This is a genomic window from Chitinophaga eiseniae (assembly GCF_900167135.1).
GTDB classification, from domain to species: Bacteria; Bacteroidota; Bacteroidia; order Chitinophagales; family Chitinophagaceae; genus Chitinophaga; species Chitinophaga eiseniae.
On sequence record NZ_FUWZ01000001.1, the window covers coordinates 1,591,866 to 1,606,853 of the forward strand.

A 14,988-nucleotide genomic window follows, 5' to 3' on the forward strand; every position below is an offset into this window, starting at 1 on the left:
GGACATGTGTATATTTTTTATTATACATATGTCCTTTCTTTTTATAGTCATGCCTGCATGGCATACTTTTGAGCAACTGTTCTGTGTGAGGGAAGTGAAGCGGAAGTGATTCACCCTAAACTGCAAACACATGTTCAGGAACTATTTGCTGATTGCCTGGCGCAATCTTGTCAGGTATAAGTATTATACATTGATCAATATCGCGGGGCTGGCCATTGGACTGGCTACCTGTTGGTTATTGCTTTTATATGTGCTGGGAGAAACCAGTTATGAAAACTTTTTCCCGGAGCGGGAGCGGGTGTACCGTGCGGTAAACGACGCTACGTGGTCTGGCGGCAGTTTGAATATTGCCACTACCTCTGCCCCGTTCGCCGCTTTGCTGAAAAAAGACTATCCCGAAATAGAAGAGGTGACGCGGGTGCTGGCCGATGGAGGTAGCCTGCTGGATTACAACGGGAAAAAACTGCAGGTAGACGATATCATTTTTGCCGACAGTACTTTCCTGAAAGTGCTGCCTTTTCCGCTGGAGGAGGGCGATGCCAGTGTTTGTATGTCGCAGCCCAATGCTTTGTTGCTGACCCATTCCCTGGCGAAGAAGCTGTTTGGCGATGCATCTGCGGCCATGGGAAAGACGCTCCGTACAGAGGATAGTGCATTCTTTTTCCAGGTGACCGGTATCCTGAAAGATGTGCCGGCCAACTCTCATTTTAAGTTTAGCGCTTTGCGGGTGCTGCCTGCGGGTTACAATGCCGACGGATGGCAGAATTTTGACGTGTATACGTACCTGTTATTACGCAAAGGGGCGAATATTAAATCGCTGGAAAGCAAACTACCGCTATTCGGCGACCGGTATGTGATACCACAGATGGGAAGCGGGGTTACTTACCACATGACGCTGCAACCGCTGACATCTATCCATCTGCATTCGCATCTGGGATACGAGATGGGACCTAACGGCAATGTGCTTTACGTATATGTGTTCCTGTTTGTGGGACTGCTGATTTTAGTGATTGCCTGTATCAACTATATGAACCTGGCTACGGCCCGTGCTGTGGGCCGTGTGAAAGAGGTGGGCGTGCGTAAAACGCTGGGCTCGGGAAGAGAGGAGATTGCCAGGATGTTTATGGCAGAATCGCTGCTGCTTACCTTGGTTTCCGCTGTGGTGGCGCTGGGCCTGGTGATTGTGGCGCTGCCGTATTTTAATCATTTTGCGCACCGGCAACTGGTGTTATGGCAGTTTGGGGTGGCGCGCACGGTTGGAGCGGTGTTGCTGTTGGTGCTTTTTACGGGGTTGATAGCAGGGATTTATCCCGCTGTGTTTATGTCCGGTTTCCGGGTGCTCTCCGCGCTGAAGGGAAAGCTGAGTGGCAGCAGTCACGCCGGTTTCCGTAAGGGGCTGGTCACTTTTCAGTTCATGATCGCTATTGTGCTTACGGCCAGCACGCTGGTGGCCTACGATCAGCTGCAATATGTGATGCATACCAACCTGGGGTTTAACAAAGAGCAGCTGCTTTCTTTGCATCTGAACGACGTGCCTTCCCGCAATAACATTCCCGCGATCAAGCAGCAGCTGCTGAGTAATCCGCTGATACAGGACGTGGCGGCGGTCAACAATCCGATAGGACGTAATGACCTTAGCTCCAACGGCTTCTTTTTTGAACAAACGGACGGTAGTATTTCCGCATCTTCTATTCTGGCACAGCGGCTGATGGCAGATGCTGATTTTGTTAAAACGATGGGCGTGAAGATGGCCGACGGCCGTAATTTTTCGGACACCGGTAATGCAGACCGTTTTCATGCGGTGCTGGTCAATGAAACGCTGGTGAAAAATTTTAACCTGAAAAATCCACTGGGCAAGCGGGTACAGTTTAAGATCGACAATCTGGGCAACCGCGCGGAACGGGTAGTGGTAGGTGTAGTCCGTGATTTTCATACGTATTCGCTGCAGCATAAAATAGCGCCGCTGGTAATAGAGATGGCGCCTTTCCCTGAAATGGAAGACAACCTGTATGTGCGGGTAAGCCCGAAGAATATCCCTGCGGCGTTGGCGCATATCGAAAAGGTGTATCGGCGTTTTGATGCTACACATCCTTTCACTTACCAGTTCCTTGACGACAGTTTTGCCAAACAGTACGAAGGGGAGCAGCAACAGGAGAAGATATTCCTGATGTTTACCGTGCTTGCGCTGGTGATTGCCTGCCTGGGACTTTTCGGATTGGCCGCATTTACGGCGGTGCAGCGTACCCGTGAGATTGGTGTGCGTAAGGTGCTGGGTGCTTCTTCCGGCAGTATTGTGCGGATGTTGTCGCAGGATTTTCTGCGGCTGGTGATCATTGCAGCCGTACTGGCGTTCCCGTTATCCTGGTGGATCATGGACCGCTGGTTGCAGAGTTTTGCTTACCGTACCGGTATCAGCATATGGGTGTTTGTACTGACAGGTATAGGCGTCGCCGTTGTAGCGCTGCTAACTGTCAGCTATCATGCGTTCCGGGCGGCTATGGCCAACCCGGTGAAGAGCCTGCGGGCTGATTGATTATGCGGTCCGGAAGCAGCGCATGCTGATGCTGCCGTTTTGAATTTCTTCGTAGGTGAATTGAATTTCTTCGTTTTTATTGACCAGTCCGAGCGTATAGAGCATGGGGAGGTAGTGGTCATTTGTGGGGATGGACAGCTGTGCTGCCGTTCCGAGTGTGTGATAGTTGATCAGGTCGTCGAATGTTTTCTGCTCCAGTTTCTCTTTGACGAGCTGGTCGAAGGAGATAGCCCAGTCGAAAGGTTTGGCGTTGTTGGCAAAAGAGATCTGGCGCAGGTTGTGCACGATGTTGCCGCTACCCATGATAAGTACACCTTTGTGACGGAGCGCCTGCAGTTCCGCTGCCAGTTTAAAATGATATTCCGGCGGCTGGTGGTAGTCGATGCTTAACTGGTATACCGGGATATCTGCCAGCGGGTACATATGTTTCAGTACTGTCCATGCACCGTGGTCGAGGCCCCACTGATGGTCTTCCACCACCTTGGCGGAGGTGATCAGGTCTTTTGTTTCGCGGGCCACTGCCGGTGCGCCGGGAGCGGGGTATTGCACGGCGTACAATGCTTCAGGGAAACCGCCGAAGTCATGGATGGTTTGTGGTTGTGGCGCCACCAGTACATGAGTGCCCCGGGTCAGCCAGTGTGCGGAGATGACCAGGATGGCACGTGGTTTATCGGGTATTTGCGTTCCCATTTGTGTGAGGGCACGGGTAAAGGCATTGTCGCTGATACCGTTCATGGGGTTGCCATGTCCGATAAACATGACCGGCATTGCTTTTTCAGCGGTTTTCAGGTCGCTGGTGATATGATGAAAACCTTGTAAGTCCATAATCTCAAAATTTATTGGCGAAATCCGCCAGGGTGACCCCTTCCAGTTTCCGCAACAGGGCGCCTTCTATGTCTTTATACAGCTCATCGAGATGCTGATTGATCTGTTTGCCTACGGGGCAGTCGGGATTGGGATGGTTGCGGCTGTTGCCCAGCAGGGAGGTTTGTTGTACGGCGTGATACACATCCGATAGCAGGATGGCCGCGGCGGGTTTGGCGAGGGTGGCGCCCCCGTTTTTCCCCTCTTTGCTTTCCACCATGCCGTGGTTGCGCAGGTTGCTGATTTCCTTTCTGACCAATACCGGGTTGATATTGATACTGCCTGCGATGTAGTCGGACGACAGCAGGGCGCCGTCCTCCTTCGCAAGGAGCGTCAGTATGTGTAAGGATATGGGAAACCGGGCGTTGTTCATTCTGTAATTCTATTTATTACAGTACAAATGTACGCCAAACGGCGGGAAACGAAAAATTTATCCTGATGGGTCGGGGCCGGTTATCGCCGGGTATAGAAGTAAATGACGCTGGCGATAATTAATAGTATGATAATCAATGCGATAACGCATCCGTTTCGGCTGGGTTTTTTCACGGCGCTGGACAGTCCGCGGGCCTGCAGCAATGCTTCTACGGTTTCTTTAGACTGTTGCAGGGAGCTTTTGGTGTCTGGCAGTTTGTTGATTTCTGTATGGTAGTATTTGATCCCATGGAGTTTGCCGCTGCTGAGGCTTACCTGGATGGCTTTTTCGGCGATAGCGCGTACAGCGGAGGTGGTTTTGCCGGAGGGGCCGGCAGTATCGGGGGAAATCACCCGCTGGCAGCTATGGCAGATAACCATGACATTAAACGGGTCTTTTTCGGGAACAGTGCGTATCAGTTCTTTGCTGCCGCAATAGGGGCAGATAGTTGGTGGAATTGATGTCATTAACAGTTTTTAGGATTCCTTAAAATAGGAAAAAATTACGAATTACAGGTATAAAATGGGGTGTAACGCCCTTCTGGTGCGGTATTGTTGCAGTGGAGCCAGGTTTTAAAAATAACAGGCCGGGTCTTTTAACCCGGCCTGTAAATGCTTTCACCGCTCCATTCCGGGTTATTGTTTCTTGAGGTGGTCTTTAAACACCTTTTTGAATTTTTCCAGTTTGGGTTTGATCACGAAGGTGCAGTAGGGCTGTCGTCCGTTCAGTTTATAATAGTCCTGGTGATAGTTCTCCGCCTTATAAAAGGTGGTGAGCGGGGCTATTTCCGTCACGATCGGTTTATCGTAAGCGCCGGAGCCCTGCAGTTTTTTCAGGTAGAACTCGGCTTTTTCCTTCTGTTCCGGCGTATGGTAGAAAATAACGGAGCGGTACTGGGTGCCTACGTCGTTGCCCTGGCGGTTGAGCTGGGTGGGATCGTGGCTTTCCCAGAAGGCCTGTAGCAGTTCATCGTAACTGATTTTAGCCGTATCGTAGGTGACCTGGATAACTTCCGCATGGCCGGTATTGCCTTCGCATACCTGTTCATAGGTAGGGTTGGGCACTGAACCGCCGGCATAACCGGATTCCACTTTGAGCACACCGTCGAGGTATTGAAACTGGGCTTCTGTGCACCAAAAGCAGCCGCCTCCGAAAGTGGCTTTTTCTACATGTGTATTATTGGGTATTTCCATATCTCCGGGTACTTTTTCTTTTTTGTTTTGCGCACAGGCGAACAGCGCCAATGTTACGAAAAAGATGAATATTGAGTATGTTCGCATAAAATATTTGTTTAAAAATACTTTCTTTTTTATATATGTAAGATCCGTTACTGTAGTGGCATTTCAGGACATTTTCTTAGATTTGCATCCCCTGTTTCAATAATAATTTACGTAAAAAATGATGCAGGTTAGGCGACAAGTTAGTAACTTTAACATTCTTTTTTAGCCAGAAGGAACCCATTAAGGGCCTGAAAGCCCTCAAAAAAGTAGTCAGCAGCAGCAGCAATATAGATAGAAACACCGGGTAACCGGATACTATTGATAGTACAATGACAAACCGATGAGAAAGAATTAATTTTATTCCCAGCACACTTCTTCCCAGGCAGCTACAGCGCTTAATGTAGCAGCATATTTTTTTATTTATTGGCTCCGGCGGAAGCCGCAGCACATTTCATTTCAACCGGCAGCATACTTCTGTTGTTGTAAGTTTATGCCGTTCAACTAAATATATTATCACTTGAAATATTTTCCTGAGTCTGCGTTGGTGCAGTTGGAATTCGATAAAATACAAGCATTGCTCCAGGACCATTGTAAAACGGAACTGGGCACGCAAATGGCTATTGATCTTCGTTTGCATACGCATATAGACTACGTAAAAGCCGCGCTGCAACAGGCGCATGAATATAAACAGCTGATCCTGTTGCAGGAGCATTTCCCCAATGATCACGTCCTGAACCTGCATACCGAACTACGGTTGCTGTCTATCCAGGGCGCTGTACTGACCGGCGACCAGGCGATGTCCATCCGCAAACTGGCAGAAAGCATGCATAGCATTGTCCGGTTTTTTGACCATGACCGCCGTATTCAGTACTCCGGCCTGTATGATGTGATCAAGGACACTTATTATGAGAAAAAGATCACTGCACTTATTGATGAAGTGCTGGATGAAACCGGGCAGGTACGCGACAATGCGTCCCCGGAACTGGCCAAGATCCGTATCTCCCTGTTCCGTAAGAGGACAGAACTGCGCCGCGTATTTGACCGCATCCTGCAGAAGTTGCAGAAGCTGAACTATTTGGCTGACCAGGAAGAGGCTTTCCTCAACGGCAGAAGGGTGGTGGCCATCTACGCTGAAAACAAACGCATGATCAAAGGTATCATCCATGGTGAATCCGATACCCGTAAAACCGCTTTCCTGGAGCCGGAAGAAACGATCGAACTGAATAACGATATCCAGTCGCTCGAAAGAGAAGAAGGCCGGGAAGTATACCGTATCCTGAAGGCGCTGACCGGTTCCCTGAGCGGTTATAATGAACTGCTCAACGGCTATTACCAGATACTGGGCACATACGATTTTATCCGTGCAAAGGCAAAGCTGGCGCTGGATATGGACGGCAACTATCCGTCGCTGGTCCCTCACGCGCAGCTGCACCTGATACAGGCTTACCATCCGCTGTTATTATTATACAACCGTAAAAACAGCAAGCCTACGGTGCCGGTGAGCATCAGCCTGGACAAAGACGCGCACATCCTGGTGATCAGCGGTCCCAATGCCGGTGGTAAAACGGTGACGCTCAAGACTATCGGCCTGATACAGCTGATGTTGCAGTCCGGCCTGCTGGTACCCGTGCATCCGTCTTCCCAGCTGGGCATCTTCAAACAGTTGATGATCCACATCGGGGACACCCAGTCGCTGGAATTTGAACTGAGCACCTACAGCTCCCACCTGAAGAACATGAAGTATTTCATGGAGACGGCCAACGGCAGGACCCTGTTCTTCATCGACGAGCTGGGCAGCGGTTCGGACCCTAACCTGGGCGGCGCTTTCGCAGAGGTGATCATGGAGGAACTGGCCAAGAAACATGCTTTTGGCGTGGTAACCACCCACTACCTCAATCTTAAGGTGATGGCCAACAAAGTAAAGGGCATCATCAACGGGGCGATGGGATTCAATGAAGAGACCCTGATGCCGATGTATAAGCTGATGATCGGTAAACCCGGCAGCTCTTATACTTTCTCTATTGCAGAAAGGATCGGCCTGAACCCGGCACTCATTGCCCGGGCCAAAAAGCTGGTCGATGAGGGGCATTTTCAGCTGGATAAACTGCTGAACAAAGCAGAACAGGATCTCCAGAAAGTAGAAAGCAAAGAGAAAGAATTGCAGAAGCTGGTCAAAGAAAACGAGAAGCTGAAGCGCGAATACGAAATCCTGTCCGACAAGGAGAAAAAACATCAGCAGATCACCTTCCTGAAGCTGCAGAACCAGATCAAGGAAAACGACCTCGCCTATCTGAAGGACATGGAACGTAAGCTGAAGCAGATCGTGGTAGAGTGGAAAAGGGCCAGCGACAGCAATGACAGGGAGAAAGTGATGAAACAGGCAGAGATCCTGCTGTTCCGTCGCAGGGAAAAACAAATCAACGAGAAGCACAACAAAAAAGTGCAGGACAAATTTGAAGAGGTGGGCCGCGAAGTAAAGGTTGGCGACCAGGTGAAGATCCTGACCAACCGCCAGGTGGGCCGCCTGATAGAAATCCGGGAGAAGCGCGGTATCGTACAGCTGGGTAATATTCCGATCAACGTAAAGTTGAGCGACCTGGTGGTAGTACGGGAAAAGCCGGCGGAACCTGTTGACTGATCACTTCAAAAACCATTTCAAACATGGAAGTAACAAAAGCAGGAAAGATAGCAGATATACCCATGTACCGTCTGGAAGATTGTGTGAATGGTATGCCGTTTTTTATCGGTCAGATAAAGGGCGACTGTGAGGAGGATGTGGAGCATTGGGGGATACCTCACCGGCATAACGGATTCAGCATCGACATACTGCTGAAGGGAACTATCCGTCAGGCGATTGACTTTAAACAATACGAAGTGACTGCACCCGCCATCATGCTGATGGAACCCGACCAGGTCCATCAGCATGCGATGGGGGACGATGTGGAGATCATCAATATATCCTTTACGCCGGACTTTTTGGTGCCTGAAATGCGGGGCGTGATCAGTTGCTGGCATTGTATTTTTAATTCCGGCATGGTGCCGCTGACAGCAGAACAGCTGGAAGAGCTGTTGTCTTATGCGCGGCTGCTGGAGCGGGAGTACGAAAGTGACAAAGCGCGAAAGGAAGCGGTGCTTCGCAACCTGCTGAATGCGATGGTGATCGCCATTGGCCGTATTTCCGAACCGTCCAATGCGTGGCTCAACGGAGAAAACTCCCAGTATAATATGGCGCGCCAGTTTAAGGTGCTGGTGGACCAGCATTTTCATGAGAAGACGCAAGTGTCTGATTATGCGGAGATGCTGTTCGTAACGCCCGGACATTTAAATGACACGGTGAAAAGCCTGCTCGGCAGAAATGCCAAATATGTGATAGATGAAAAAAGAACGATGGAGGCCAAGCGGTTGTTATACTGGGGTGAACACTCCGTAAAACAGATTGCTGCCCGCCTGAATTTCGAGGATGATGCTTATTTTAACCGGTTTTTCAAGAAACATACGGGACTTACCCCGGCTTCGTTCCAGAAGACGACCCGTGAAAAGTACAATTAAACCCGTAATAATTTAAACGTCCGTTAACATTATTGTATTAATTTTGCATCGTTGTCAATAAGAAAAATGATGTTGCCCGTACATCATTTCAAAAATTTGAAAACCATGGAGATTCATTAGCAGTTCAACTGCAATGCCCTTTCTTTTTTATTTTATTTACAGAAGTAACATTTTGTTGCGTGCTTACGTATAACCAGCTGTGAAGTTATGCGTGGCCCGAAGCCGCAACGTTGACTGCCTGTATTTCCTCCCGAACGCTGTTTACTAAAACTGCTGCTGTGAAGCAATGTGAGTTGTATTGTCTTCGCACCGGAGAGGGAACAAATTGTCGTATGATTAAAAAAACAAGTATGAAACCAAAAAGATCCGTTTTTGCAAACTTGCCGGCAGGCTTACTCTATAGTGTCGTGATTCTTTCCTTGTTGTCTGGCTGCGGCGCTTCTGAGGCGCACCAGGGAGAACAGCAGGCGGCAGCTTTACCGGTATTGAAACTGAATGCAGTACCTGCCACTACCTACCGCGAATACAGCGCAACGCTGGAAGGCCGCGTTAATGTGGACATCCGCCCGCAGGTGGAAGGTATACTTGATAAGATTTATGTAGATGAAGGCGCTTATGTGAAAGCCGGTCAGCCGTTGTTTAAAATCAACGACCGTGTGTACACGGAAGCACAGAGCAACGCGAGTGCCACATTGCTGGCTGCTAAGGCGAACCTGGAAAAAGCGCAGCTGGAAGTAGACCGGCTTACCCCGCTGGTCAATAACAATGTGGTAGGCGAAGTACAGCTGAAAACTGCACAGGCCAACTATCAGGCTGCTAAAGCGGCGGTAGGGCAGGCACAGGCCCAGCTGGGCAGCGCAGGCATCAATGTAGGCTATACGCTGATCACCGCACCGGTGAGCGGTTATATCGGCAGAATCCCTTATAAAGTGGGAGCGCTGGTAGGCCGTGCAGAGCCGCAGCCATTGACAGTGCTGTCTGACGTAAACCAGATGTACGCTTACTTTTCCATGAGCGAAGCCGACTTCCTGAAATTTAAAAACGAAACAGCCGGCAGCAGCATTGCTGACAAAGTAAAACAGCTACCGCAGGTAGAACTGAAACTGGCAGACAATACCATCTACAGTGAAAAAGGAAAGATAGAGACAATGGAAGGTCAGTTTGACAAGACCATGGGCGCTATCAGCTTCCGGGCTACTTTCCCGAACGGTGCAGGACTGCTGCGTACCGGCAACACCGGTAAGATCCGCATCCCTGAGCAATTCACCGATGCGGTGGTGATCCCGACAGAAGCTACTTATGAGCTGCAGGACAAAGTGATGGTGTTTATCGTAGCCGACAGCAACAAAGTGACAGGTGTTCCCATTACTATATCCGGTAAAAGCGGTAACTACTATTTTGTGGAGAAAGGAGTGAAGTCTGGTCAACAGATCGTTTACTCCGGCCTGGACCGTCTGCATGACGGTACGGTGATCGCTCCGCAACAGATGTCACTCGACAGCCTGCTGAAAGTAAAACCGCTCTAATGTTTCGTGATGCGTCCGCAAAGCGGGGCGCCAGCCATTGAATGGTGTTGCGCTTTGCGGATAACCCTCATTCTTCATCATCTTTTCCGATGATGCTTAAATGCTATTGACTTTATGTTTAGAAAATTCATAGAACGGCCAGTATTGGCTACCGTTATATCGATCCTCCTGGTCTTACTGGGCATACTGGGGCTGCTGACCCTCCCCATGAGCCAGTTCCCGGACATTGCACCGCCCAGCGTGGCAGTAACGGCCTCTTATCCGGGCGCCAACTCCGAAGTGGTGGCCCGTTCCGTGGCCACGCCTATTGAAGAGGCGGTGAACGGTGTGGAGAACATGACTTACATGACCTCCACTTCCAACAACGATGGTTCCATGACGCTCAACGTGTATTTCCGTCTGGGTACCGATCCGGACCTCGCTGCGGTGAACGTGCAGAACCGCGTGGCCAAAGCCACCAGCCAGCTGCCCGCAGAGGTGATACAGGCAGGTATCAGCACACAGAAAGTACAGAACAGTATGATCATGGTGGTGAACCTGCAGAGTGACAAGCCTGAGTACAATGAGACCTTCCTGCAGAACTACGCGAAGATCAACATCATCCCGGAGATACAGCGTGTGAAAGGGGTAGGCCAGGCCATGGTGTTTGGCGCAAAAGACTATTCCATGCGTATCTGGTTGCGTCCTGACCGGCTGACAGCCTATAATATGTCTCCGCAGGAAGTGCTGGGCGCTATCCGCGACCAGAACCTGGAAGCAGCCCCCGGCCGTTTCGGTGAAGGGAGCGTGGAGTCTTTCGAATATGTGATCAAATACAAGGGTAAGCTCAACAAAGACCAGCAGTATGAAGATATCATCCTGCGCGCTAACCCGGACGGTTCTGTGCTGCGCCTGAAAGACGTGGCCCGCGTGGAATTTGGTTCCTTCACTTACGGTAGCGATACCAAAGTGAACAGCAAGTACGGTATCGGTATCGCGATCAACCAGACCGCTGGTTCCAACGCGAACGAGATCCAGGAGACGATCAACCAGCTGATGGAAAAATCTGCGAAGAGTTTCCCTACCGGCATCGAGTATTTTAATATCTATAGCACCAAAGAATACCTGGACGAGTCGATAGACCAGGTAAAACATACACTGGTAGAGGCTTTCATTCTCGTGTTTATCGTGGTGTTCATCTTCCTGCAGGATTTCCGTTCTACGCTGATTCCTGCGATAGCCGTACCGGTGGCCATTATCGGTACCTTCTTCTTCATGAAGTTGTTTGGCTTCTCTATCAATCTGCTGACGTTGTTCGCGCTGATCCTGGCGATCGGTATCGTGGTGGATGACGCCATTGTGGTGGTGGAGGCGGTCCATGCCAAGATGGAGAAAGGGGCCAACCCGCGTATAGCCACGTTGTCGTCCATGCAGGAGATCTCCGGTGCCATCATTTCCATTACGCTGGTGATGTCTGCCGTGTTTATCCCGGTAGGTTTCATGGAAGGCCCCGCGGGCGTGTTCTACCGGCAGTTTGCCTTTACGCTGGCCATTGCGATCCTGATCTCGGCATTGAACGCGTTGACGCTCAGTCCTGCGCTTTGCGCCCTGATCCTGAAAAACAACCATGCCGATCATGGAGAGGAGCATGGTAAACTGAATGGTCATGCGCCGCAGCCGAAAAGCTTTGGTAAACGTTTCTTTGCCGCTTTCAATACCGGTTTTAACGCTATGACAGAAAAGTATGCGCGCAGCCTGCAGTTCCTCATCAAACGTAAATGGTTGACGATCGGTGGACTGGTGATCATTGGAGGCGTTACTTTCTGGATGATGCGTACCACCCCTTCCGGCTTTATTCCTACAGAAGACCAGGGCTTTGCGGTATATGCCGTGACCATGCCTCCCGGTTCTTCCCTGGAGCGTACAAGGCAGGTGGTGGATAAAGTGGAGCATATTGTGAAAGACCTGGAATCTACCAGCTCTTACCTGAGCGTGTCCGGTTTTAACTTCCTCAGCAACTCCAGCAGCGCCACTTCCGGTGTAGGGTTTATCAAGCTGAAGCCGCACGCCGATCGTGGTAAGATCAAAGACATGGAGGCCCTGATGGGTATGTTGCAGGCTAAGTTTGCCGCCATCCCGGAAGCCAGCATTTTTGTGTTCAACATGCCTACCGTACCGGGCTTTAGTAACGTGGCCGGTTTTGAGGTGGTATTACAGGACCGTACCGGCGGATCGCTGGATAAACTGGGCGGTACCGCTTACGGATTTATTGGTGAGCTGATGAAGCGTAAAGAGATTGCTTTCGCCTTCACCACTTTCAACAATAGCCATCCGCAGTATGAGATTGAGATTGACGATCGTAAAGCCAAGCAGCTGGGGATCGCCGTGAGCGAGATCCTACAGACCATGCAGGTGTATTATGGTAGTATGTTTGCGTCCGACTTCAACCGCTTTGGTAAATACTACCGTGTGATTGTACAGGCTGATGCAGAGCAGCGTAAAGACCCGGGCTCACTGGATGGGGTATACGTAAAAAATCAGTTTGGCGAGATGGTGCCTATCAACACCGTAGTGACGCTGAAACGTGTATACGGACCAGAGACCGTGACCCGTAATAACCTGTTCAATGCTGTTACCATCAACGGTCAGGCGAAGCCGGGCTTCAGTAGCGGTGACGCTATCAAGGCAGTGGAAGAAGTGGCAGCGCAGTATCTGCCCAGAGGTTACACCTACGAATGGGTGGGTATGACCAAGGAAGAGATCAGCGCCGGTAACCAGTCCACCATTATCTTCACCCTGTGTCTGATATTCGTGTACTTCCTGCTGGCTGCGCAATACGAAAGTTATATCCTGCCGCTGGCGGTGATCCTCTCTATACCGTTGGGTATCTTCGGTGTGTTTGCGTTCATCAACATGTTTGGTATCGATAACAATATATATGTACAGGTAGGCTTAATCATGCTGATAGGGCTGCTGGCGAAAAACGCCATCCTGATCGTGGAATACGCGGTACAGCGAAGACGCAGTGGCATGGGACTGGTAGCATCCGGTATCCGTGCGGCCCGCCTGCGTCTGCGCCCTATTCTGATGACGTCCTTCGCCTTTATCGCAGGTCTGTTGCCACTGATGCGCGCCACCGGTTCGTCCGCGTTGGGTAACCGTTCCATCAGTACCGGTGCAGCCGGCGGTATGCTTACCGGTGTAGTGTTGGGCGTATTTGCCATCCCGGTATTGTACGTGATATTCCAGTTCCTGCAGGAAAAAATCAGCCGCAAGCCTATTGTGACAGCGGAAGAGAAGAAAGCGGAGATTGCCGAACTGGTGCACTAATCCTCAACAGATCTATTACCAGAAACAGAAAAAAGACAGATGAATACCAGATATAGCACCTTTATAATTTTGTTGTTGTCCTTAGTTGTAGGGTTAGCAGCTTGCCGGGTAGGCCGCAATTACGAGCGGCCCCCGGTGGCGCTGCCCAACCAGTTCGGCAACGTAGCGCCTTCCGACAGCAGTATTGCTGAAATGGAATGGAAACGATTCTTTTCTGACGCCACCCTGCAGCAGCTGATCGACAAAGCCCTTACCGGCAACTACGATTTACAGCTGGCCGTAAAAAGGGTAGAAGCGTCGCAGGCTTACCTGAAGCAGGCTAAAGCCGCATGGCTGCCGGCGTTCAACGCCACCGCCACCGCCAATACCAATTTCCCGTCCAAGAACAGTTTCACCGGTATGAACCTGAGTAATTTCAACTTCGGGGACCATATCGAAGACTATAACCTTGGCGTGGGCATGTCCTGGGAGATTGACGTATGGGGTAAAATCCGCCGTCAGCGCGAAGCCGCACAGGCCACGCTGTTACAGTCCTACGAAGGACAGCGTGCCGTTCAGACCGGCCTGGTAGCCGCCATCGCCAGCAGTTATTTCAACCTGCTGATGCTGGACAACCAGCTGGCCATCGCCAAACGCAACGTGGAGCTGAGCGACACCATCGTGCAGATGATCCGCCTGCAGAAGACCGCCGGTGAAGTGACCGAGCTGGCCGTACAGCAGGCTATCTCCCAGAAACAGACCGCCGCTTTGCTGGTGCCCCAGCTGGAGCAGGGCATCGCCATCCAGGAGAACGCTATCCGCATCCTGACCGGTGAACTGCCTGCACCTATCAGCCGGACCAGCCAGCTGCATGATTTCAAAGTAGCAGACTCCCTGCCTACCGGCATTCCTGCTGCCATGGTCAGCCGCCGTCCGGACGTAAGGTCCGCTGAAATGGGGCTGGTGGCCGCCAACGCCCGCGTAGGTGCAGCGCAGGGCAATATGTACCCTTCGCTGAGCATCACCGCCAACGGCGGCGTGAACGCCTTCAAAGCCAGCAACTGGTTCACCCTCCCTGCTTCTTTGTTTGGTACCGTGGCGGGTAGCATTACCCAACCCATCTTCCAGCGCCGTGCCCTGAAAACACAGCTGGAAGTAGCCAAAATAGAACGCGAGCAGTCCGTGATCTCCTTCCGTCAGGCTACACTCAACGCCGTAGGCGAAGTGAGCGACGCACTGATCAAACTGGACAAGCTGAAGACACAGCAGCAGATAGCAGGGGAGCAGGTGAGCACCACCCAGCTGGCCGTACAACAGGCACAGATGCTGTTCCGCAGCGGTATGGCCACTTATCTTGAAGTGATCACCGCCCAGTCACGCGCCTTACAGGCTGAACTGGGGCAGGCTGATGTCGACCGTCAGCGCCTGAGCGCGATGGTGGACCTGTACCGCTCACTCGGTGGCGGCTGGAAATAACATCGACCTAAAAAAAATAACAGACAGGCTATCATCCGCAGACAGGATATCAGAGACGATAGCATGGCCATAGCAGATAAAGACACAACAGACAGAATTTAAGAATAACAGCAGAACAAA

General features: G+C 50.9%; 10 protein-coding genes. 6 read left to right on the forward strand and 4 right to left on the reverse strand.

The window, feature by feature from the left end; translation table 11 throughout:
• Positions 1–130 precede the first annotated feature (130 nt).
• Positions 131–2,533: an ABC transporter permease gene (locus B5D63_RS06715; RefSeq protein ID WP_078667950.1), complete on the forward strand. Its 2,403-nt coding sequence runs from the start codon at positions 131–133 to the stop codon at positions 2,531–2,533.
• Here the strand turns inward: B5D63_RS06715 and ygiD are convergent, their stop codons facing one another.
• The 4 genes from ygiD to msrA all read right to left on the reverse strand — a co-directional run bounded on the left by ygiD (position 2,534) and on the right by msrA (position 5,089).
• Positions 2,534–3,358, reverse strand: coding sequence for a 4,5-DOPA-extradiol-dioxygenase (ygiD, locus tag B5D63_RS06720; protein WP_078667951.1), 825 nt, complete (start codon positions 3,356–3,358; stop codon positions 2,534–2,536).
• 4 nt (positions 3,359–3,362) lie between these two features.
• Complete coding sequence (locus tag B5D63_RS06725) at positions 3,363–3,770, reverse strand: Rrf2 family transcriptional regulator (RefSeq protein WP_078667952.1); 408 nt, start codon at positions 3,768–3,770, stop codon at positions 3,363–3,365.
• An 80-nt stretch (positions 3,771–3,850) separates the two neighbouring features.
• A complete protein-coding gene (locus B5D63_RS06730) occupies positions 3,851–4,276 on the reverse strand; it encodes an FYVE zinc finger domain-containing protein (protein ID WP_143312788.1) in 426 nt (141 codons plus the stop codon).
• Between the two features lie 168 nt (positions 4,277–4,444).
• Positions 4,445–5,089: a peptide-methionine (S)-S-oxide reductase MsrA gene (gene msrA, locus B5D63_RS06735; RefSeq protein WP_078667954.1), complete on the reverse strand. Its 645-nt coding sequence runs from the start codon at positions 5,087–5,089 to the stop codon at positions 4,445–4,447.
• Positions 5,090–5,546: 457 nt separating this feature from the next.
• Here msrA and B5D63_RS06740 point away from each other — a divergent pair, with 457 nt between their 5' ends.
• From B5D63_RS06740 to B5D63_RS06760, 5 genes are all read left to right on the forward strand, one after another.
• The gene (locus B5D63_RS06740) at positions 5,547–7,667 is read left to right on the forward strand and encodes an endonuclease MutS2 (protein WP_078667955.1); all 2,121 of its coding nucleotides are present in this window, start codon (positions 5,547–5,549) and stop codon (positions 7,665–7,667) included.
• A 23-nt stretch (positions 7,668–7,690) separates the two neighbouring features.
• The gene (locus tag B5D63_RS06745; RefSeq protein ID WP_078667956.1) at positions 7,691–8,578 is read left to right on the forward strand and encodes a helix-turn-helix domain-containing protein; all 888 of its coding nucleotides are present in this window, start codon (positions 7,691–7,693) and stop codon (positions 8,576–8,578) included.
• A 350-nt stretch (positions 8,579–8,928) separates the two neighbouring features.
• Positions 8,929–10,104: an efflux RND transporter periplasmic adaptor subunit gene (locus B5D63_RS06750; protein ID WP_078667957.1), complete on the forward strand. Its 1,176-nt coding sequence runs from the start codon at positions 8,929–8,931 to the stop codon at positions 10,102–10,104.
• A 114-nt stretch (positions 10,105–10,218) separates the two neighbouring features.
• On the forward strand, positions 10,219–13,413 hold the full coding sequence (locus B5D63_RS06755; protein WP_078667958.1) for an efflux RND transporter permease subunit: 3,195 nt from the start codon (positions 10,219–10,221) through the stop codon (positions 13,411–13,413).
• A gap of 75 nt (positions 13,414–13,488) precedes the next feature.
• A complete protein-coding gene (locus tag B5D63_RS06760) occupies positions 13,489–14,868 on the forward strand; it encodes an efflux transporter outer membrane subunit (protein ID WP_235021472.1) in 1,380 nt (459 codons plus the stop codon).
• Positions 14,869–14,988: the final 120 nt, after the last annotated feature.

Coding starts and splice junctions, on each gene's coding strand:
- B5D63_RS06715 (WP_078667950.1), top strand. CDS start 131: ATGTTCAGGAACTATTTGCTGATTGCCTGGCGCAATCTTGTCAGGTAT.
- ygiD (WP_078667951.1), bottom strand. CDS start 3,358: ATGGACTTACAAGGTTTTCATCATATCACCAGCGACCTGAAAACCGCT.
- B5D63_RS06725 (WP_078667952.1), bottom strand. CDS start 3,770: ATGAACAACGCCCGGTTTCCCATATCCTTACACATACTGACGCTCCTT.
- B5D63_RS06730 (WP_143312788.1), bottom strand. CDS start 4,276: ATGACATCAATTCCACCAACTATCTGCCCCTATTGCGGCAGCAAAGAA.
- msrA (WP_078667954.1), bottom strand. CDS start 5,089: ATGCGAACATACTCAATATTCATCTTTTTCGTAACATTGGCGCTGTTC.
- B5D63_RS06745 (WP_078667956.1), top strand. CDS start 7,691: ATGGAAGTAACAAAAGCAGGAAAGATAGCAGATATACCCATGTACCGT.
- B5D63_RS06750 (WP_078667957.1), top strand. CDS start 8,929: ATGAAACCAAAAAGATCCGTTTTTGCAAACTTGCCGGCAGGCTTACTC.
- B5D63_RS06755 (WP_078667958.1), top strand. CDS start 10,219: ATGTTTAGAAAATTCATAGAACGGCCAGTATTGGCTACCGTTATATCG.